Here is a 20,189-nt window from a genome sequence, read left to right on the forward strand (position 1 = left end):
AAAACGGAGGTCTTTATTTATTTGACTAACATTTAAAAAAGGAGTTTAGTTATGAAGATTAGACCGTATCAAATAGAAGATGAACAGGGATGGGTAAGATGCAGGGTATTGTCCTTTTTGGATACTGCGTATTTTGACAATGTATTAAAGGAAAAGGAAATCTATGAAAACCCAGCAATGGAATTAGTCGCTGAAGAGGAAGGTCAAATAGTCGGATTAATAGATATTGAATACGAAATAAAGGAGAGGACAGTGTGTTCAAGAGGCACTGGACTTGGCGGAATGATATGGCATATTGCCGTCCATCCTGACTTTAGGAGAGAAGGGATCGGTACAAAGCTTTTAAACGAAGCAGAAAGAATTGCTAAAAACAAGGGATTAAATCGATTAGAAGCTTGGACGAGAGACGATGAATGGGTAAATAAGTGGTATGTGAAAAATGGATTTACAAAGGTAGAATCCTACTTACATGTGTACATTGATGGCGGAAATGATTTGAAAGAGACGATTAAAAGTGAAATGCCTAACCTTTTCCCCGTTCAGGCATTTGCTCATTATGTTGGTGAAGATGTTGAATTAGTAAAGAAAAAGTTTAATAGAGTACATGAATGTGTTTGTTATGAAAAAATGTTGGAGTAAGTAGGTTGCTTAGGCAACCTATAATTTTGTTTTGTGTAAGGAATGTAATAGTTAATAGGGAGGAAAACAAACTCCTATGTTGAAGAATAATATAGTCGATAATACCTGAGTCTCAAAAGGAAATGGTACGAAATGAGAATAAAAGGGGTTCGAATGGTTTGGCTCATAACTTTTCTAATTATCATTTGGGGAATTGGTTTAATTAAATTGCTTATCAATAATGATGAAATGATGGTTGTACTGCTTCCTGTGGTTACTTATCTTTTATTTAGAAAATTATAAACAAAGCATTATTCTAATAGGTTAACAAAAAATAGAGTATTAAGGGTGTTTTTTATGAAAAGCATTAATTTAGAAGATAATATTTCGAAGTTGAAAAATGTATACAAAATGTCTGATGGCTTAATCAATAAGATTTTATATTCGAATGAAACAACAACCTATTCCAATCATCCAATAGAAATCAGCAGCTTTTTAACACATGTAGATAATATAGATGATACTGTAAGAATAATCTCTATTATCGAGGGGCTGCATAGAAATATTGGTATTAGCTATGAAACGTTGGCTGTTTATGGCGGTATAGATACATTTGAGTTTGAGGAATTTTTACATAGCCCAGCATCTTTGAAAATAGAGAAAAAGTTTATATTAGCTGTTAGAATAATGTATTTGCATTTTGTTTTGAAGGAAAAATATAAAATTGAGACTATTTCCGATTAAATTACATTACCTGGTATAGAAAATTTATTCTTTATTATTGTTATCATTTTCTTATTGTGCCAATATCGATGAGCTAGAGGAAAGGAACCTTCAGCCATACCCTTTAAGAGAAATAATTAGCAGTTATGCAACTGGGAAGGAAAAGATATTTTGGGAATCCACCATTAATGAGGAAATCGATAAAAATAATATTAACTGAAAGCACAATTTATCTGACGTATCCAAAAATAGGTGTGGAAAATAAAAAAGTTAAAACGGACTAAATATCCAAGAAAAGGGTAACCATGCGTGAAAATAATAACAATGGTGAAAGGATCGTGCCCGGAAAGGGAAAGCTCGAGAAGAAACGGTAACAAAAGAGGAAGTATTGTGCCCGGAAAGGGAAAGCTCGAGAAGAAACGGTAACAATAGAGGAAGTATTGTGCCCGGAAAGGGAAAGCTCGAGAAGAAACGGTAACAATAGAGGAAGTATTGTGCCCGAAAAATGGGAGCCTGGGAGGAAACGGGAACAAAAGAGGAAGGATCGTGCCCGGAAAGGGAAAGCTCGAGAAGAAACGGGAACAAAAGAGGAAGTATTGTGCCCGGAAAGGGAGAGCTCGAGAAGAAACGGTAACAATAGAGGAAGTATTGTGCCAAGAAAGGGAAAGCTCGAGAAGAAACGGGAACAAAAGAGGAAGGATTGTGCCCGGAAAGGGAAAGCTCGAGAAGAAACGGTAACAATAGAGGAAGTATTGTGCCCGGAAAGGGAAAGCTCGAGAAGAAACGGGAACAAAAGAGGAAGTATTGTGCCCGAAAAATGGGAGCCTGGGAGGAAACGGGAACAAAAGAGGAAGTATTGTGCCCGAAAAGTGGAAGCTGGAGAGGAAACGGGAACAAAAGAGGAAGTATTGTGCTCGAAAAATGGGAGCCTGGGAGGAAACGGGAACAAAAGAGGAAGTATTGTGCCCGAAAAATGGGAGCCTGGGAGGAAACGGGAACAAAAGAGGAAGTATTGTGCCCGAAAAGTGGAAGCATAAGAGGAAACAGTAACAATAGCGAAAGGATTGCACCACGAAAGGAGCCAAAGTGTCTACAACCAAAAAGAAAGATGGTGAGAATACATGAACATAGATGCGGTGTTTTCCAGACTGCCAGTTTTAAATTCAAATAGTATCACACTTGGAAAAATCAGTGAGTGTCATCTGGATGATGTATTTGATATTTATAACAACGATAGGGTGTTCGAATTCTGTGGAATTATTCCTAAGCATAATAAAGAAACGGTTAGAAAGATGATTGGGCATTTTGAACGTGATTTTTATAAAAAATCGAAGGTTAAGTGGGGCATATTTGATAATAACAATAAATTAATAGGAATAATCGAGGCTCAAGATTTTAATCAAAAAGTAAATATGGTCACGATCGGCTATTTTTTAACAGAAGCGTTTTGGGGTAAAGGCATAGCAACCGAATCAGTTAGGATATTGCTGGAATTTCTTTTTCAAGAGGTAAAAGTTAACCGGGTTCAAGCAGAAGTAATGCCCTTAAATGTGAATTCCAAAAAGGTTTTATTAAAAAACGGATTTATCAAGGAAGGAACAATAAGACAGGCAACACTTTGGGCAGGAAAGGGAATAGTTGATTTAGAGATTTATGGAATTCTTCAAGAAGATTATGAAAAGATTCAAAGGTGAGTCAGCTATAAAATAATGTTAATTTCCGGGGGATGACAATGAGAAGCGAAAAGGAAATGTTCGATTTAATATTAGGAGTAGCACGCGAAGATGAACGGATTCGAGCTGTATATATGAACGGCTCCAGAACGAACTCCAATGCTCCAAAGGATATTTTTCAGGATTACGATATTGTATATGTCGTAACTGAAACAGCTTCTTTTATAAAGGACGAAAAATGGATTGATATTTTTGGAGAGTTACGTATCCTTCAAGAGCCCGATAAAATCGATAAACTTTTGGGGATGGAGATGGATTTTGATCAATCTTACGGATATTTAATGCTGTTTACAGATGGAAATCGAATCGACCTACATATTGAAACAAAGGAAAACATGCTGGAATGTTATGTCAAAGACAGTCTTACCATTCCCCTTTTAGATAAAGACAACATTCTTCCATCTATCTCGACTTCTTCTGATATTGACTACCATGTGAAAAAGCCGACGGGGCCTATGTTCATGGGCTGCTGTAATGATTTTTGGTGGTGTTTGCAAAACGTTGCAAAAGGAATATGGAGAGATGAGCTGCCGTATGCAAAGCAAATGTTTGAAAATGTAATAAGAGGCAGACTGGATGAAATGGTCTCCTGGTGGATTGGCATGAACAACGACTTCCAAATTTCTGCGGGGAAAATGGGGAAGTATTTCAAAAACTACCTTTCTGCAACTTATTGGGAGATGTACGAAAAAACATATTCCGATTATAATTATGACAATCTTTGGGATTCTGTCTTTGTCACTTGCGATTTGTTTAGAACGTTAGCGGTGGAAGTTGCAAGTAATTTATCCTTTGCGTACCCAAGTAATGATGATAAAAATATGACGGATTATCTAATTCATGTAAGAAACTTGCCCTCCGATGCCAAAGAAATATTTTAACATCATGGGGAAGGAGGGAACGGTTTGGAAGATAAAATACTAACTGTATTAAAGGAAAGAATGGCAGAAGGTCAGAGGTTTATTCTGGGTATAGATGGTTTAAGCCGTTCAGGGAAAACAACATTTACAGCAAACTTTAAAAAGCATCTTCAAGAGAAAAATATCCCAACTGTCATCTTTCATATAGATGATTATATTGCAGAAAGAAAAAAGCGTTATAATACTAGTTATGAAGAATGGTATGAATATTACTATTTGCAATGGGATATAGAAGGGCTTACTAATAATCTCCTTAAACAACTAAAGGGTTCAGAAATATTAAATCTACCAACTTATGATCAACATTCTGATACGCATAATCTCCAGGTAATGAAAATACCTGACACTTGTCTCATAATAGTGGAAGGCGTGTTCCTTCAAAGAAAAGAGTGGAGAGCCTATTATGACTATGTTATATATTTTGATTGTCCGAGACAGAAAAGATTTGAGCGTGAAAGCAAAGAAACACAACAAAATATTGAAAAGTTTAGAAAACGATACTGGAAGGCAGAAGAGTATTATCTAGAGACTGAGTCTCCGAAAAAACAAGCTGATTTCATTTTTCAGAGCTAAGAATACGCTGGTTATAAATTAATAGGGTTGAAATAATGATTTGATAATAGATTTCATTTCCGTTATTATTAGTATTATTTTCATCAACATTGATATATATTTTATTTATTTTAAAGCTGGTGACAATCTATATGAGCAAAAAACATCGGGTTACATTACATGAGGTAGCCGCGCATGCAGGTGTTTCTACATCAACTGTCTCTTTAGTTATAAGGAATAATCCTCGAATTTCGGAAGCCACACGAAAAAAGGTATTTGATTCTATCAATACATTGGGATACGTTTACGATCGAGTTGCCGCTAACTTGAGGTCACAAAGCTCTGGTATTGTAGGAGTAATTGTGACCGATATTTCGAACAAGTTTATTTCGGAATTTTTGATAGGTGCGCAAAATACCTTAGAACAGTTTGGTTATACTGTACTCTTGGGTACTACCTTCGATTCTGTTTCGAAACAGGACAAATTACTATCAACTATGGTAGAGCATAGGGTGGATGGATTAATTCTTAATCCGGCTTCGAAAAGCTCCGAGAAAACCGTAAAAAAAATCAATGAACTTCAGATACCAATTGTACTTGCTAATCGAGAGCTTGAGGACGCGAATTGTGATTATGTAGGAATTGACTATGTTAAAGGTGCGTATATTGCCGTTACCCATCTGCTAGAAAAAGGACATAAAAGAATTGCTTATTTAGGGGGAATAAAGGCATCCTCTACATGGATTGAGAGAATGCAGGGATTTCAGTTAGCTTATGAAAGAGCTGGATTGAAATTGGATGAATCCCTAATAATTGATGGACCGCCTACTAGAGAAGGGGGATTTGATGCGGTATCAAAAGTTTTGCAAAATGAAAATCCTCCTACAGCCATTTTTTGCTTTAGCGATTTGGTAGCCTCTGGTGTCTTACAGGGTCTAGCATTGCATGAGTTAACACCAGGAGTTGACATCGATATAGTCGGATTTGATAATATTCCAGACTCAGAAATTTATCATCCCCCTTTAACAACGGTTTCTTCATTTCCAAGATCAATTGGGATTAAATCAGCAAATATCTTATACGAAAAAATGACAAAAAGTAGTCCCGAGAAACAACGAATAATACTAAAGCCTGAACTTATCATTCGTGAAACTTCATAAAACTAAAGATTATTTTTAAAAGAAGATAACAAATGTTAATCTTCTTTTTTTAATGGAAGAAAATATTATCATTTCTTTATTTTGGGTTAGAAAAGAAAATCCATTTTAAGAAATGATGCCCGAAACTAAGACTAATTTAGGATTTAAAACAATTTACGAAAAACCACAATTTATACGGAAACAGCACTTTAATAGAAGTAAAACTACCCTAAAAGCCCAATCCACATACCAATTTTTAAGTGCCCTTGTCACATACTTGACACATATAGAAATCAGGAGTATATTTTTATTTGTTGTTAGGTAGAACGTTCTACTAAAAATAATACCTATATTTATCTAATGAGTTAAAAATAATGTCCCATAAAAATACCTTTATTTTAATGTGTTGTTCTACTGAAGAAAGTTACAGTTCGAAATTATATATTATTATTATGTATATAAAAATTTCATTTTTAGTAGAACGATATACTAGATAGATAGGTGAATTAATGGAGGGAGGATCACTAGAACTTTCTCATTTTCAATAGGAATTTCAAAAAAATATCTTTCATTTCCCATCTCAGCAACCTTCGTAAAAATTCACAAGACTGAGTAGGCTGTGTATACACAGGAATTTAATTTTTATTTAAGAAACAAACTAAGATTATAAATGGTACTGAGGTGGGGAATGGGATTTATTTATTTGGAATTTGTATGACATCGAGGAGATATTGAATGAAGTATCCATATTGGAAAATGGCATCAGGAATTTATTTAAATTACTTACTTTTAGGAATGATCAATATCATCTTGTCATCAAATATGAGCTTTCTTTCTCAACAATTGGGAGTTGAAAGAACAGATATTAGTTCTTTGATTTCAGTTGTTGGTATTGGGCACTTATTAAGTATTAATGTATCCGGAAAGCTTTCCGATCGTTATGGAAGAAAGCCTCTAATTGTGACAGCGGTCTTTTTATATATGATATTTCTAATAGGAATACCATTTACAGCTCAATATAAGTACGCCATGGGACTTGCTCTCATTGCGGGAATCTGTAATTCCTTATTAGATTCAGGTTCTTATCCTGCACTCAATGAAGGATTTCCAAATGCGGCAGGTACCGTAACAGTTTTATTGAAAGCTTTTATTTCAATAGGGGCGGTCCTGTTACCCATCATTATAGCTTTTATTATCACAAACCAAATGTTTTACGGCTATAGTTTTTTTGTACCTGCAGCGTTGTTTTTGTTGAGTGGTCTCTTTTTAATAAGAACTAACTTTCCTGATCCGACAAAAAATAAACATAAGAAACAACAGGTGGATGATTCACATATAAAGCAACCAGTTGATCCGGCAAAGCTAAAGTTTTGGAAAGAAGGCGTTGCCCTTATTCTAAATGGTTTTGCTTCTGTTTCATTGTTTAATGTCGTTCAAATTTGGCTTCCGACCTTTGGACAAGATGTGCTTCATTTAAGCAAAGTGAAGTCGGTTGAATTACTTAGTTATTATGGTATAGGTGGTATCCTGTCTGTACTATTACTTGCTATCTTGTTAAAAAGGCTAATGAAGCCAATAACTGCTATGGTTATCTATCCATGTATGGCATTGATCACTTTAATCGTGCTTCAATTCAATCATAATCCAACCATTCTTACGGTTGTATCGTTCTTTTTAGGGTTTTCTATGTCAGGGATTTTTCAATTAACAGCGACAGTGATGATGGAACTGTTTTCAGAAAAAAAGGGAGCAAGTGTTTCTTATGTTAGTGCTGCGGCTAGTATAGCTTTTATTGTCGTCCCTTTTGTAACAAGCTTATTAACTAAATACTTAGGAGTATCCTCTGTATTTATTTTTGATATTTGTTTGGCTTGTGTCAGTGTTGTTCTTGGAATCTATATCTTCAAAAGATATAAAGCCATATCCGTTTACAACTGAGACAAGCCGGCATCGTATTTGAAAAGTAGAATGAGTAAAGCAAAATGCTGAACATTCATTCTCATATACTTTGGTTCCTTCTTTTGCATTATGTCTCTTTCATAAAGGGGAATTTGTAAAAGATTGGGATGCATTCAAAGGAGTGGACAAGTTGAAAAACCGATATATTAAGACATCAGCTGGAATGTATTTAAACTACTTCATGCTCGGAATGATTAACATTATCGTTGCATCTAACATGCATAATCTTTCTAGCAAATATCATGTTTCAGTGGAAAAAATTAGTCTTTTGGTTTCTGCTATTGGAATAGGGAAACTTGTATCCTTATTTTTTGTTGGTCGGATTTCCGACAAATACGGCAGGAAACCAGTGATTGTTATTGGGAGCTTTTTAGAAATACTATTTTTGATCGGTATACCGATAACGTCAAGTTATACCCTTGCTTTTATTTTTGCTATTGTGGCTGGTATCGCGAACTCATTACTTGATTCGGGCACATATCCTGCTTTGATTGAAGCATTTCCGAAGAAGTCAAGTTCCGCGACTGTTCTTGTTAAAGCTTTTGTTTCGATTGGCGCAACATTATTGCCGTTTATCATCTCCATATTAGTAGCGAATCACATCTTCTGGGGCTGGTCATTCTTCATATGGGGTATCCTGTATTTGTTATGCGGCATTTATCTTATTTTCATGCCATTTCCATCTGCAAATGGTGGGGGAGAATCACATGAAATACAAGAGGAGTCTTCATCATTTAAAGTAGAACCTAAATTGTGGCGTGAAGGGCTAGCAATTATTTTAATTGGCTTCACTTGTACCGCCTTATTCGTAGTATGGCAAACATGGCTACCGGAGCTTGGAAGTAAATTTATTGGTTTAAGCCAAAATAACTCCGTACAACTATTAAGTTACTTTAGTATTGGCGCGTTAGTCTCCGTATTAATTTTGGCAGTTATTTTAGATAAATTTGTAAAGCCTGTAACGATTATGATTATTTATCCGGTAATAGCCTTTTTATCCATGTTAGGTCTATTCAGCATTAAAGCTTATCCGGTCGTTTTAATATGTACATTTATCCTTGGTCTATCAACTGCAGGGATTTTCCAATTAGCTTTAAGTGTCATGACACAGTTCTTTGTGAAAAATAAAGCAACGACCACATCTTACGTAAATATCGCTTCAAGTTTAGCCTTTATTTTTGTGCCGATGATCACAAGCTATTTAGTTGGTGCAGTGAATATCACCATGACATTGGTATTTGATATGGTCATCGCGGTTATAAGTGTTTTATTAGCAATATTTGTTTTATATCGCGGGCGAAAAGTTTTTAAATAAAAATGATAATTTAATAGATATTAAAAAAATAATTACGATGTTGACGATCATACCTCCTTGCGTATTCGTTCACGTTAGTTTTCATACGAATAAAACCCGTTTACGTGTACGCATTAGGCTAGATCAACACGAATATAGCCAAAAATAAAGAGATAAGGAGATAGTTATTATGGCAAACTATGAAAAAAACTTAGGAAAAATTGATGGTAGAACAAAATTAGTTGGATTATTGGCTACACCAATAGGCCACAGCCTTTCACCGCAAATGCACAACTTGGGATATACTCTTTTAGGTTTAAACTATGCTTATCTTGCGTTTGAAGTAGGCAATGACACTCTTAAAGAAGCTGTAGAAGGTATGAAAGCATTGGGAGTTGCGGGTTTTAACGTTTCGATGCCAAATAAAATGGAAATCCTTCCATATCTTGATGAGCTTGATGATAGTGCAAAATATGCACGTGCAAGTAACACGGTTGTAAACAGAGATGGTAAGCTTATCGGTTATAATACAGATGGCTTAGGTTATGTGAAGAACCTTGAACAACAAGGCGTTGATTTAAAAGGTAAAAAGGTAACATTAGTTGGTTCTGGTGGCGTTGCAACACCGATTGCCATTCAATTAGCACAATCAGGTATTCAAGAACTTAATATCTTTGCACGGAATGATCAATTTTTCCATAACGCAGAAGAAAATGTGAACTATATCAATAATGAAATGAAATCCTTTGGTGTAAAAGCTAACATCTTACCATTGGAGGATAAAGATAGATTCCGTAAAGAAGTGGCGGAAAGTGCTGTGTTGGCAAATGGAACAAGCTTAGGGATGAAACCGTTGGATCAATTAAGCATTGTGGATGATACATTGGATGTCTTACGTAAAGATTTGGTGGTAACAGACGTGGTGTACAACCCTCAAAAAACTAAATTATTAAAACAAGCCGAAGAAGCAGGCGCAACAGCGATTAATGGTTTAGGGATGATGCTTTGGCAAGGAGCACTAGGATTCAAATTGTTCACTGGTGAGGATATGCCAATAGATGACATTAAGAAAATTATGTTCGGGTAAGACATTTCTTTTTAGTAGTTTTCATGAAACGAACCTTGCAGCCGAAGGAGAGAAAGACATGACAAAAATTTTAATGCTCCATGGTGTTAACCATGATATGTTCGGTAAACGCGATCCTAAACAATACGGAACTATTACATTAGATGAAATAAATAATAATATCCAGCAACTAGCAAAAGAATTAAACATTGAAGTAGAAACATTTCAAACCAATCATGAGGGTGAAATGGTTAATAAAATCAATGAAGCCTTTTTATCGGGAGTTGACGGAGTTGTTATCAATGCGGGGGCTTGGACACACTATAGCTACGCAATCCGTGATGCCTTGGCTATTTTAACAGTCCCAGTCGTTGAAATTCATATGTCCAATATCCATTCACGTGAAGCATTTCGCCATGAGTCCGTTTTTGCGGAAATAGCAACAGGTCAAATTTCCGGATTCGGACAAGAAAGTTATTTACTAGGGATTCGCGCAGCATTAGCAGCGAGCAGACAATATTAATCATTTAATAACGGAAATTGATATAAAATGCATCGAGTGTGTTAATGAAGAATCATCACACGCGGTGCATTTTATTGTGCTAAGAGATCAGTGGTTATACAAGAAAAAATAGGGAATATAATTAGTTGGTTTTTAAATAGCTAAAAATCTTCCATGATGTATTAGTAGTTATCTCATAAAATAATTCCTAATGTTAATCATAAAGTTCCCATGCAGTTTTTAATGCATCTACAATATTATTTGCAACGGATTCTATATCAAGATTATCCGTTTCCACCTTTGAATGATGATTCGTATAATATTGTTGTCTAGTATAAAAAAGCTCTTTTATTTCGTCCAGGCTTTTTCCTTGTAAAACAGGTCGGCTATCAATAATTAGATTAATTCGTTCTTTCCAAGATTCCCAAGAAAGATCTAGAAAAAATACAATACAATTGGATAAGCAAATTTTTTGTATTTCCTCTTGTAAAAAGGCTCCGCCACCAACAGAAATAATCTTTAATTTCTGTTTAGAGTAGAAATCAATAATGTTCTTTTCCTTTTCTCTAAATACTTTCTCACCAAAAGTCTTAAAAATCTCTGTAGCAGGCATACCATATTCTTTTTCAATTTCTTGATCAATATCGATGAAATCTCGATATAGCTTTTTTGCCACTAAGGAACCAATAGTAGTTTTGCCCACTCCCATAAAGCCAATAAAGACGATGCTTTTTTCCTTTAGAGACATATTATCGTTTCCCATTTATTCCACCTCTTTCGATAATATTTAAATAGCTGGTATTACTTTAAATTTCATTAACAGGGATAATGTCCCCTTGCATATGTATTAAGAGAATATTCGGGTCAATTAAAATATCTTAAAAGCTTATTAAGTTAATAGATATTGAATGGTTTCCTTGATAGTGTTGAATTATGGAATTTATTTTTAATATTATATTATAGTCTAAAGATATTGTAAAAGTACTTTAAAATATTAGTGGATTAAGCATAAAGCAAAAGTTAATAAATCTTATACCAATCGGACAAAATGATACTTAAGTTGGGAAAGCAGTAACTAACGATAGTACATAAAGCTTCAATAATGATAGGAGGGGGAATTATGAAACATAATTATAGCGATTTACTAAGTACTTTAGGATATGAAGCGCTAGATATTATATATGGATTAAAAAACAACTTATTGTCGGAAAAAGAAAAGAGGAGTTTAGTACGTTTACTTAATTTGTCGAATGGAGACAGGATACTTGAAGCCCAAATTAAGGAAATATTAGATCAAAATTTTAATCAGGAACAGAAAAAAGAAAGGTTATTATCACTATTAAACTATTTATATTGATAATCGGTTTGTTTCTTTTCATGGGAGAAGAATTTTTAAAGCGGTATAAATATTGATGTTATGAATATGCTCTACATTGTAACACCAATTCGATTATGGAATCATAAAGACTAGCATTAAAGGATAAATCTTAATTCAATTAAATAGGCAGCTTCAACTAAAGGTTTGAAGTACTTTTATCAACAAGTGGCTTAAAGGCAAGAGAAATCCAGGATATCGCAATAAATAGAATATACGATATCCTAAATCACTTTTATTCAGAAGAAGCGAAGCAAAACTCACGAATCATCTGTGTTTTTACTTCTTCAATGGGAAACTGTTGCGGATAAGTAGATATCATTAACATGATTCCTTGAAGCGTGGATGAAAAATATAACGAACGCATCCGAGGATCTTTAACACCCAGCTTTTCGAACATCTCACACTGTAACTCGAACAGTCTGGCACTTTCTTGAATCAGCATATTGCTGTATTTGATTAGTTCTTGATCTGCTTCTGGCTGTGTTTGCAGGTGCAGATAGAAACGGAATAATTCCGGATTTTGATAAACTTTATCGATCGCGCCTTCTATAATAAATCTAAGTTGTTCAGTAGGTGTCTCAATTGCGGCTGCACCTTCCATTACCTCAATTAATTCTCCAATTCTGGTCTCTACCATTGTAGCAAGCAGTTCCTCTTTGCCCTTATAATAATTGTATAATAAGCCTTTTGAGATGCCTGCTTCTTTAGCTACATCGCTAATAGAAGTAGCATGATATCCCTGCTTAATGAACAATCTCATAGCAGCACTGCGAATATTCTCTTTTGCTAACTGACGTATTCTCTCATTCTCTTTCTGCGTTCTGGGCATGCTTAAATTCATTCCTCCATAAAGCCAGTAATATAGTGATATAGATCTTCAGGGTGGGTGAGCATTACCATATGGTCTGCATTCGGGATTTCAGCGAAATGGACTTTTGGGAGTCTTCGAAAACAATCCGCAACACGAAGATTATCTTAGGAGTCCTTCTCACCGATGATGAAGAGTGTATCTGCGGTCAATTCCTCCAACCTTTCAATAGCCGGAGGTTTCGGCCAAATCATTTCGAACGCTGGCCATTTTAATATCCGTTTGAAATAATCCTCTTGCATTTGAATCAACAGGTTACGGTGTGGGCCAGCCATAACAACATGATACAATGAGCCACTAAGTGAGAGCTCAATCATCTTTTCTATATCTGGGGCAGCCTCGTTAATTTTATTCATATACGCATTAAATTCTTGTGAATAATTAAAGCCTAGCAAAGAAGGACCAACCAAAACAAGGTTCGACACTCTTTCAGGGTAATTCAAAGCAAATTCGGTAGCGATATAGCCGCCGAGGGAGTGTCCTATTATGGTTGCTTTTTCTAGTCCTAGATGGTCAAGCAGCGACAGCAAATCTTCAACATAATTGGTATGTTCTAAAGGGGATGGCGATTGCCCGCAACCGCGTCCATCATAAGTAACGACCTTATAGTGCTTGGCAAGAAGAGGTGCAACAAATGTCCAAACCCGTAAATCAGCACCACCACTGTGAAGAAGAACGACAGGATGACCTTTTCCAACTACCTCATAATACAAATCCATTGCGAACCCTCCATAACATTTATAATATTCAGTATAATTTTATTATTGAATGAACGGTTAGTCAATGTAAAAACACTGAAAATTACAGAACATGCATTTTCCAAACAAGCGAGAACTATTAAAGCAGAATTGGTGAAGAAGGTATTTACCAAATGTATCAAGAATACATATATTAAGATTATGAAAGGAAATATGAAGGAGGAGCATATGAAAAATAAACTAAAAGCTTGGTTTATTGGTGTTATTCTGTTTAGTTTGTTTATGGGTTGTACATGGAATTCCACCGCCTTTGCCGATAGTGGTAAGAAAGAACTGGGATATGAATTTACTAATGGTCTAGTGTTATTTAAGCAAAATGGAAAATACGGGATGTTGAATAAAAAAGGGAGTGTGGCCGTTAAACCACAGTACGATAGCATTGAACAATATGGACAAACCGATTTATGGCTGGTTAAAAAGAAAAATAAATACGGGTTCCTTAATAAGAAGGGAACAGTCATTGTGGCACCGCAATATGATTTCGTCATGTTTGAAAATCCGATAGTAGTTATCAAGAATAACAAAAGTGGATTGATTAATACAAGCGGGAAAACGATTGTTTCACCCAAGTATGAAAGTATTGAAAGATTCCAAAATGGTGTAGCCCAATTTATCAGTAAAGGGAAATATGGAATCATCGATAAAAATGGCCGAGTTGTACTAAAACCAACATATGACAAAATCAAGGAAAACAATAACGGAGTATTTACATTTTACCAAAATAAAAAGTACGGTTTACTCAATAAGCAAGGAAAGGTTATCGCAAAACCAATTTATGATTCTATAGGCTATTTCGGAAATGGGTTATTTAAAATAAAATTCGATGGCAAATACGGGGTAATGAGCACAAGTGGGAAGATCCTTGCCAAACCTGCATATGATCAAATATCATCGTTTTTCAATGATGTTGCCCAAACAAAAATAAAAAATAAATATGGGTTCATTAACACGAAAGGAAAAGTAATTGCGGAGTCGATTTTTGATTCCGTCGATGTATTTAGGAATGGTATTGCTCCGGTCGAAGTAAACGGAAAGCTAGGTTATATCGATACAAATGGAAAATGGATTATGGAACCGCAATATGAGAAAGCTTACGATGGAGATGGAAACTCACTCTATGAATTTTGGCAGAATGCCGCGGTCGTTATGAAAAACGGAAAGTACGGAGTTATTAATAAAAAGGGTCAAGTAATTCTTGATTTTCAATATGATTCCTTCAGTTTGTTTAACAAAAAAGGGTTGGCTATTTTTATGCAAAATAATAAATATGGTTTTATAAATGATAAGGGAGAAATCATTGCAAAGCCGGTCTATGATTCTTTGAGATTAGCAACCTATGGCGATGGAGAGTTTACAGGTGATTTTGTTATTTTTAAAGAAAATAACAAAGAAGGTGCTATAGACAGAGAAGGAAAAGTCATCCTAAAACCTATTTATGACCGAATCGATCCTTTTGAACATAATGGTTTGATTAGAATAAATCAAGGCTCTAAATATGGAATAGCTTCTTCAACGGGAAAAATATTAGTGAAACCAGAATTTGATGACATTGATTTTTTTTACAAGAGCAACGATTATTTAGCTACTGCATCTTATAAAGGTAAATATGGATTTATTAACGATAAGGGCAAAGTGGTCATACCTCCACAGTATGATCAAGTTGGATCTTTTCATGAAGGGCTTGTTTACGTGAAGAAAGATGGAAAGGCAGGGTTCGTTGATAAGACAGGTAAGGTAATAATCAAGTTGATCTATTATTAACATACGAGAAATTTCCTGCAGAAGATAAGTGCCGTTATATTATTGCCGCATATTTTGATTGGTGCCATACGAGAGACTCATTACAAGTTAATGGGTCTCTCGAAAATCTATTCAAAAATAGGAGCATAATAGAGACATATCATAATAGTTTCATTTGTGTTTTACTAGACAATGTAGTGAATTCTCTTTTCAATAATATATTCATACATAATTTGACCGCATAGAAATTATGATTTTCAACTTCAAAAGATATTAAGGTGATAATATGACAAAAATAAATATTGAGCATCCCAAAATTCCACATCATTTACCATCAGCAAACTTTCATGAAATCTTTTATAGGGATGAACCCTACCTCAATTCTTGTATAATATCAAATTCCTCTGTCGAAAGAGAAAAAATGGAGAGAATTGAGTTCTCGCAGGTTATATTTAAAAATGTAATCTTTCATGAAGTATCTTTTAAAAATATTGAGTTAACAGATGTTGTCTTTGAAAACTGCGATTTGTCAAATGCCGATTTTACAGAAGGAATTATTCATAGAGTTGAGTTTAAAGATTCAAAAATGCTAGGAATAAATCTTTCGGATGCTAATCTTGGTAACGTTCTTTTTGAAAATTGTATGTTGAATTTAAGCTCGTATGGCTATGGCAGTTTAAAGCAAGTGAAGTTCGATCATTGTTCATTAAGAAATGCGGATTACTATGAATGCAAATTTAAGAAAGTTTCGTTTCATCAATGTGATATCAATGAGGTGAATTTTTCTAGAACACCTCTCAAAGGAATTGATATAAGTAGCTCAACGTTTGAAAGAATTAGCGTTAACATGGAAGATTTAGCAGGATGCGAAGTTTCCCCTGAGCAAGCAATTGCTTTTGCTACTATGCTTGGATTAAAAGTGAAAGAATGAAAATGATAGCTAACTTATTAAACGCTAATGGATAAGGAGTGACCATTTTGTCAGAGGATTTTAACGCATTGGAAACCCTACAAATTCGAAAAGCAGTGGAAAATGATGCTGAACAAATAATTCAACATACGAAAAAGGTGTTAGAAGAAAATCCAGATGTAATGGGGACCACTTTAGAGGAATTTAACATTACGATCGAGGAAGAAAAAGATTGGATAATATCCCACAATAAGCATGGATTATTATTGGTTGCGGAAGTTAATGGAATGATTATTGGACTCCTTAATTTTCAATTATCTCCGCGTAAAAGATTTAGCCATCAAGGGATATTTGGAATGAGTATTCAAGAAGAATTCACGAATAGAGGTATTGGGGGAGCGCTCATAAAAAATCTGTTTGCGTGGGCTAAAAAAGATTCGAGGGTAGAAAAAATTTCCCTTGAGGTTTTCTCCAATAACAAAAGAGCTATTCATTTATATACTAAGATGGGTTTTACAGAAGAAGGTCGACGAAAAAAGCAAATTAAATTGGGTCCAAATGAATATGTCGATGATATTTTGATGAGTAAATTTATCCTTTAAAAAGGGATATTTAAAGAAGAAAAGCATTATCAAAAAGACATTAAAACGAGGCTGTCATTTTTGGCAGCTTTTTATTAACAGCAATAAGTTCTTCAATCCATTACACTTTCGTATTGATGAACTTATTGCTGAAGACTCAGTTGCCTGAGTCATGCAAAAAGGTAAGCATAAATGCACATAATTTTTAGGCTTATTACTTCGTGAATCAGTACCGTACATACTCATTGATTACCTAAAAGAGACAAAATAATAGAAATTAGCCCAAAACAAAAATTAACTAAACAAAGAAATAAAAGGACCTCACCTTTTTTTAATCCTTTACGAAGAAGTACGAAATGAACCTGAGATGCATCCGCTTTATATACCGGTATCCCTTTCAAATACCTAAAAAGGATGACTCGAATATTGTCGAATATTGGTACACCAAGTGCTAGAATGGGAATAAATAACGAGAGAACAGTAGCTTGTTTTAGAGCCCCATCAAGAGCAATTATTCCTAGGATAAAACCTAAAAACGTTGCACCTGCATCCCCCATAAACATTTTCGCAGGTGGTTTATTAAATCTTAAATACCCCAACGCACTGCCAACGATAATGATGGACATCATCGCAGATAATTGCTGGTTTTGAACTATTGCAACGATGAATAATGTACCCCCTGATATTGCTGTTAATCCAGCTGCTAGACCATCAATACCATCAGTAAAATTTATAACGGTAGAAACTCCAAAAATCCAAACGATTGTTAAAATAAACTGCAAAAATTCAGGTAGAACGATAAAATGGTCATTAAAAGGATTGGTAAAGCCTTTAAAAGTAATTCCGGAAAAATAAACAATGATGGCTGCTGATATTTGCACAATAAATTTTGGAAATGCTCTAAATTCTTTTCCTTGCGTTTTATACCAATCATCTATCATTCCGATAATCAATATTAATAAGCTGCCTAATAAAATCCCTAACGATTTTTGCGATATTTTGTGAATAAATAAAAAGTATGTAATGGTAAAACTAAAAAAAATAGCCACGCCTGCTAAAAGTGGAATTGGTTCCTGATGAGTCTTCCGATCATTAAATGGTTGGGGATTATCAACAAATCCTATCTTAAAGGCCAGATTTTTCAAAGGTGGTATCAAAATCAAAACGATTCCGCACGATACCATGAAAGAAAATATGTAATAAAGCATATTACCTCTCCTAAAAAAGTATTAGCAAGTTATATTGTGTCGTAAATTATACTTTTCTGTCTATTTTGTCACTTTGATTATATTACTTATACATTATACACACAATATTGAATTGTAAAAAATATCAAATAATTAATTGACGCTGTCTTTTAATATTAAATGAAGAAGGTATTATTGAACAATTACAAGGTAAGGTAGTACTCGTCGAGCTTTCTAAATAAGGCTACTAGTTAATGGAGTTAAAAAGCAACGGAATCCCCGTTGCTTTTTTTATCTACAAAGCTTTTTCCCATATCCTATTAGCAATAATTATTTCAGGTACCATTTTAAATCCTAAATGGCTTTGTATACTTTTGTGCAATTTATTTTCAAGATAGGGGAATACTTTTTTTATGAAATTAGATTGTTGTCCAAAAAGAGAGGGTAAAAGTATGTATAATCAATCCGACCAAATCGGAAACAGATATCATTCACTACAAACTAAAATTTGGCTGCATCATGATGTATTTAGCGGTCATTGGTGGACGATCGTGATATTAAATATTCTGTTTCTAATTGTGTTTTTGATGTTAATGGATCGTTATAGAATTTTATTAATTACATTTTCTTTCTTAGTAAATTTTGTGATTGTAGGGTTTACTGATGAAATTGGAACTTATTTTAATGCTTGGAGCTACCCGCATCAGCTTGCAGTTTTTACCCATCGTTTAAATGCAGTAGATTTTTTTGTAGTTCCAATTAGTATGTCATTAACTTATCAATATTTTAGTAAGTGGAAAATGTATATTCTCTCCAGTATTCTTCTTTCCGCTATTATATGTTTTATAGCGGCTCCAATCTTTGTTTATTTCCATCTGTATGAGATAGAGAATTGGAACTATTTTTACTCCTTTGTGGTTATGATGTTAATGCTTATGCTTTCAAAGATTTTTGTGGATTTTGTTTTTAAAAAGTCAGAAAAATACGCATAGTTAATTTTTAAAAACATGCCTCTGATAAGATAATACGGATGATTCCACCTACAATGATTAAAAAAATACCATATAGACATCCTAAAACTATAAAAGACAAGTGAGGGAGTCTATGTGGTATCTTTATTTTTCTGTTTTGGTTTTTAATAGTGTTGCTCTTTTAACCAAAAAGAAATTAGAACCTATCGTATATTATGCTTCTATCTTTTGGGGGCTATTCTTTGCGGAATTCACAGATAGATGGACGGACAAGTGGGATTTTTATGGTTTTTTTGAACCATATGTTATTGACTGGCCAAGTACAGTTATTATCCTAGGAATATATCCAGCAGCCACAGTTCTTTTAATAAATTGGTATCCTTATAAAGGTACAAGTATAGCTAAGATAAGATATGTCCTTGCTTGGTCCATATTTTCATCTGCGTTCGAGTATTCCTTTTATCTTGCCGGATACGAATACTTTCATGGTGGATGGGAATGGTGGTATTCGGCGATTTCCTATCCTTTTTTATACGAGATACTATTTTTGCAAGTATGGTTTGTGAGACGATTAATAAAAAAAGGGGAATCCAAGTAAGAGTAATGGATTCCTTTATTTTTGAGTTAATGGGAGGTTATCTGAACTGATATTTTGAAACCTCCATTATTTGGTTAATAATTGTAATTCATTATGAATTTGAGACGCTGTGAAAAGTGCATTTTTGTCTTGAAGTATGTCATCAGGTTTATTTCCATTTCCTATAACATATCCCGCAAAATTAATTCCCATAAAATCAAATATAAACTTAAACTGCTGAATCATAGGGAGTCCCTTAATAAGTGGATCATCTCCGCCGACACCCACTACAAAGGCTTTTTTTAACGCCATTTTTGCTTTGAAATTAGGGTAATTCTCGTCTCTCAAAGTTTGTGACCATCGATCAATGAAGTTTTTCATTATTCCTGACATGCTATACCAATATATTGGAGTAGAGAATATTAAAATGTCATGCGGAAGAATACGGTCGATTATGGAATTATAATCATCCTTCCTGTCCTGAAATCCCTCTGTTGAATGACGCATGTCTATAATTGGCTTAATATGATAATCCTTAAGGAAAATTCTCTCTGTTTCCAGATCTTGAATTACGTGTTCTGTCAGCATCTCTGTATTGCTATTTGGACGAGTTCCCCCATATATGACTGCTATTGACATTTTTATTCCTCCTTCCTTATTTATATCTTATAATGAAATTAAAAATCGATAAAGATGATTATTTTGATTTATTC

The 20,189-nt window shown here is 34.4% G+C and carries 22 protein-coding genes and 1 pseudogene; 18 read left to right on the forward strand and 5 right to left on the reverse strand.

What is annotated here, in order from left to right:
- Positions 1-51 precede the first annotated feature (51 nt).
- The 12 genes from AN964_RS01790 to aroQ all read left to right on the forward strand — a co-directional run bounded on the left by AN964_RS01790 (position 52) and on the right by aroQ (position 10,527).
- Entirely contained in the window at positions 52-639 is a 588-nt protein-coding gene (locus tag AN964_RS01790; RefSeq protein ID WP_055738080.1) for a GNAT family N-acetyltransferase, read from the forward strand.
- A gap of 153 nt (positions 640-792) precedes the next feature.
- On the forward strand, positions 793-921 hold the full coding sequence (locus tag AN964_RS27240) for a hypothetical protein (protein ID WP_268888324.1): 129 nt from the start codon (positions 793-795) through the stop codon (positions 919-921).
- A 54-nt stretch (positions 922-975) separates the two neighbouring features.
- A complete protein-coding gene (locus tag AN964_RS01795) occupies positions 976-1,362 on the forward strand; it encodes an HTH domain-containing protein (RefSeq protein ID WP_055738081.1) in 387 nt (128 codons plus the stop codon).
- Positions 1,363-1,835: 473 nt separating this feature from the next.
- Complete coding sequence (locus AN964_RS01800) at positions 1,836-2,378, forward strand: hypothetical protein (RefSeq protein WP_055738082.1); 543 nt, start codon at positions 1,836-1,838, stop codon at positions 2,376-2,378.
- A gap of 84 nt (positions 2,379-2,462) precedes the next feature.
- Positions 2,463-3,035: a GNAT family N-acetyltransferase gene (locus AN964_RS01805; protein ID WP_055738083.1), complete on the forward strand. Its 573-nt coding sequence runs from the start codon at positions 2,463-2,465 to the stop codon at positions 3,033-3,035.
- Positions 3,036-3,073: 38 nt separating this feature from the next.
- Entirely contained in the window at positions 3,074-3,955 is an 882-nt protein-coding gene (locus tag AN964_RS01810; protein ID WP_055738084.1) for an aminoglycoside 6-adenylyltransferase, read from the forward strand.
- Between the two features lie 24 nt (positions 3,956-3,979).
- Positions 3,980-4,567: a kinase gene (locus tag AN964_RS01815; RefSeq protein ID WP_083489180.1), complete on the forward strand. Its 588-nt coding sequence runs from the start codon at positions 3,980-3,982 to the stop codon at positions 4,565-4,567.
- 125 nt (positions 4,568-4,692) lie between these two features.
- Positions 4,693-5,706, forward strand: a complete 1,014-nt coding sequence (locus AN964_RS01820; RefSeq protein WP_437177105.1) for a LacI family DNA-binding transcriptional regulator — start codon at positions 4,693-4,695, stop codon at positions 5,704-5,706.
- 714 nt (positions 5,707-6,420) lie between these two features.
- A complete protein-coding gene (locus AN964_RS01825) occupies positions 6,421-7,623 on the forward strand; it encodes an MFS transporter (RefSeq protein WP_055738086.1) in 1,203 nt (400 codons plus the stop codon).
- 151 nt (positions 7,624-7,774) lie between these two features.
- The gene (locus AN964_RS01830; protein ID WP_055738087.1) at positions 7,775-8,959 is read left to right on the forward strand and encodes an MFS transporter; all 1,185 of its coding nucleotides are present in this window, start codon (positions 7,775-7,777) and stop codon (positions 8,957-8,959) included.
- A gap of 169 nt (positions 8,960-9,128) precedes the next feature.
- Positions 9,129-10,025, forward strand: coding sequence for a hypothetical protein (locus AN964_RS01835; RefSeq protein WP_055738088.1), 897 nt, complete (start codon positions 9,129-9,131; stop codon positions 10,023-10,025).
- 58 nt (positions 10,026-10,083) lie between these two features.
- The gene (gene aroQ / locus AN964_RS01840; protein WP_055741096.1) at positions 10,084-10,527 is read left to right on the forward strand and encodes a type II 3-dehydroquinate dehydratase; all 444 of its coding nucleotides are present in this window, start codon (positions 10,084-10,086) and stop codon (positions 10,525-10,527) included.
- Between the two features lie 193 nt (positions 10,528-10,720).
- On the opposite strand, the gene AN964_RS01845 is transcribed toward aroQ, so the two are convergent.
- Positions 10,721-11,269: a shikimate kinase gene (locus AN964_RS01845; protein ID WP_055738089.1), complete on the reverse strand. Its 549-nt coding sequence runs from the start codon at positions 11,267-11,269 to the stop codon at positions 10,721-10,723.
- 357 nt (positions 11,270-11,626) lie between these two features.
- Between AN964_RS01845 and AN964_RS01850 the strand changes: the two genes are divergently transcribed.
- The gene (locus AN964_RS01850; protein WP_055738090.1) at positions 11,627-11,863 is read left to right on the forward strand and encodes a hypothetical protein; all 237 of its coding nucleotides are present in this window, start codon (positions 11,627-11,629) and stop codon (positions 11,861-11,863) included.
- 253 nt (positions 11,864-12,116) lie between these two features.
- Here the strand turns inward: AN964_RS01850 and AN964_RS01855 are convergent, their stop codons facing one another.
- On the reverse strand, positions 12,117-12,713 hold the full coding sequence (locus AN964_RS01855) for a TetR/AcrR family transcriptional regulator (protein WP_055741097.1): 597 nt from the start codon (positions 12,711-12,713) through the stop codon (positions 12,117-12,119).
- Positions 12,714-12,721: 8 nt separating this feature from the next.
- A pseudogene (locus AN964_RS01860) lies at positions 12,722-13,471 on the reverse strand (alpha/beta fold hydrolase).
- 207 nt (positions 13,472-13,678) lie between these two features.
- Between AN964_RS01860 and AN964_RS01865 the strand changes: the two are divergent.
- The 3 genes from AN964_RS01865 to AN964_RS01875 all read left to right on the forward strand — a co-directional run bounded on the left by AN964_RS01865 (position 13,679) and on the right by AN964_RS01875 (position 16,762).
- On the forward strand, positions 13,679-15,271 hold the full coding sequence (locus tag AN964_RS01865) for a WG repeat-containing protein (protein WP_161809194.1): 1,593 nt from the start codon (positions 13,679-13,681) through the stop codon (positions 15,269-15,271).
- A gap of 265 nt (positions 15,272-15,536) precedes the next feature.
- Positions 15,537-16,181 (forward strand): pentapeptide repeat-containing protein, encoded by a 645-nt coding sequence (locus AN964_RS01870; protein WP_055738092.1) that lies wholly within the window; start codon positions 15,537-15,539, stop codon positions 16,179-16,181.
- A 47-nt stretch (positions 16,182-16,228) separates the two neighbouring features.
- Positions 16,229-16,762, forward strand: coding sequence for a GNAT family N-acetyltransferase (locus AN964_RS01875; protein ID WP_235950532.1), 534 nt, complete (start codon positions 16,229-16,231; stop codon positions 16,760-16,762).
- A 221-nt stretch (positions 16,763-16,983) separates the two neighbouring features.
- On the opposite strand, the gene AN964_RS01880 is transcribed toward AN964_RS01875, so the two are convergent.
- On the reverse strand, positions 16,984-17,949 hold the full coding sequence (locus tag AN964_RS01880) for an MraY family glycosyltransferase (protein ID WP_055738093.1): 966 nt from the start codon (positions 17,947-17,949) through the stop codon (positions 16,984-16,986).
- 431 nt (positions 17,950-18,380) lie between these two features.
- Here AN964_RS01880 and AN964_RS01885 point away from each other — a divergent pair, with 431 nt between their 5' ends.
- On the forward strand, positions 18,381-18,920 hold the full coding sequence (locus AN964_RS01885) for a CBO0543 family protein (RefSeq protein ID WP_126647284.1): 540 nt from the start codon (positions 18,381-18,383) through the stop codon (positions 18,918-18,920).
- A 112-nt stretch (positions 18,921-19,032) separates the two neighbouring features.
- Positions 19,033-19,497, forward strand: a complete 465-nt coding sequence (locus AN964_RS01890) for a hypothetical protein (RefSeq protein ID WP_055738095.1) — start codon at positions 19,033-19,035, stop codon at positions 19,495-19,497.
- A gap of 66 nt (positions 19,498-19,563) precedes the next feature.
- On the opposite strand, the gene AN964_RS01895 is transcribed toward AN964_RS01890, so the two are convergent.
- The gene (locus AN964_RS01895; RefSeq protein WP_055738096.1) at positions 19,564-20,115 is read right to left on the reverse strand and encodes a flavodoxin family protein; all 552 of its coding nucleotides are present in this window, start codon (positions 20,113-20,115) and stop codon (positions 19,564-19,566) included.
- Between the last annotated feature and the right edge of the window lie 74 nt (positions 20,116-20,189).

It is taken from the genome of Heyndrickxia shackletonii, from assembly GCF_001420715.1.
Taxonomy (GTDB): Bacteria; Bacillota; Bacilli; order Bacillales; family Bacillaceae_C; genus Margalitia; species Margalitia shackletonii.

Coding starts and splice junctions, on each gene's coding strand:
- AN964_RS01790 (WP_055738080.1), top strand. CDS start 52: ATGAAGATTAGACCGTATCAAATAGAAGATGAACAGGGATGGGTAAGA.
- AN964_RS27240 (WP_268888324.1), top strand. CDS start 793: ATGGTTTGGCTCATAACTTTTCTAATTATCATTTGGGGAATTGGTTTA.
- AN964_RS01795 (WP_055738081.1), top strand. CDS start 976: ATGAAAAGCATTAATTTAGAAGATAATATTTCGAAGTTGAAAAATGTA.
- AN964_RS01805 (WP_055738083.1), top strand. CDS start 2,463: ATGAACATAGATGCGGTGTTTTCCAGACTGCCAGTTTTAAATTCAAAT.
- AN964_RS01810 (WP_055738084.1), top strand. CDS start 3,074: ATGAGAAGCGAAAAGGAAATGTTCGATTTAATATTAGGAGTAGCACGC.
- AN964_RS01825 (WP_055738086.1), top strand. CDS start 6,421: ATGAAGTATCCATATTGGAAAATGGCATCAGGAATTTATTTAAATTAC.
- AN964_RS01835 (WP_055738088.1), top strand. CDS start 9,129: ATGGCAAACTATGAAAAAAACTTAGGAAAAATTGATGGTAGAACAAAA.
- aroQ (WP_055741096.1), top strand. CDS start 10,084: ATGACAAAAATTTTAATGCTCCATGGTGTTAACCATGATATGTTCGGT.
- AN964_RS01845 (WP_055738089.1), bottom strand. CDS start 11,269: ATGGGAAACGATAATATGTCTCTAAAGGAAAAAAGCATCGTCTTTATT.
- AN964_RS01850 (WP_055738090.1), top strand. CDS start 11,627: ATGAAACATAATTATAGCGATTTACTAAGTACTTTAGGATATGAAGCG.
- AN964_RS01855 (WP_055741097.1), bottom strand. CDS start 12,713: ATGCCCAGAACGCAGAAAGAGAATGAGAGAATACGTCAGTTAGCAAAA.
- AN964_RS01865 (WP_161809194.1), top strand. CDS start 13,679: ATGAAAAATAAACTAAAAGCTTGGTTTATTGGTGTTATTCTGTTTAGT.
- AN964_RS01870 (WP_055738092.1), top strand. CDS start 15,537: ATGACAAAAATAAATATTGAGCATCCCAAAATTCCACATCATTTACCA.
- AN964_RS01880 (WP_055738093.1), bottom strand. CDS start 17,949: ATGCTTTATTACATATTTTCTTTCATGGTATCGTGCGGAATCGTTTTG.
- AN964_RS01885 (WP_126647284.1), top strand. CDS start 18,381: ATGTATAATCAATCCGACCAAATCGGAAACAGATATCATTCACTACAA.
- AN964_RS01890 (WP_055738095.1), top strand. CDS start 19,033: ATGTGGTATCTTTATTTTTCTGTTTTGGTTTTTAATAGTGTTGCTCTT.
- AN964_RS01895 (WP_055738096.1), bottom strand. CDS start 20,115: ATGTCAATAGCAGTCATATATGGGGGAACTCGTCCAAATAGCAATACA.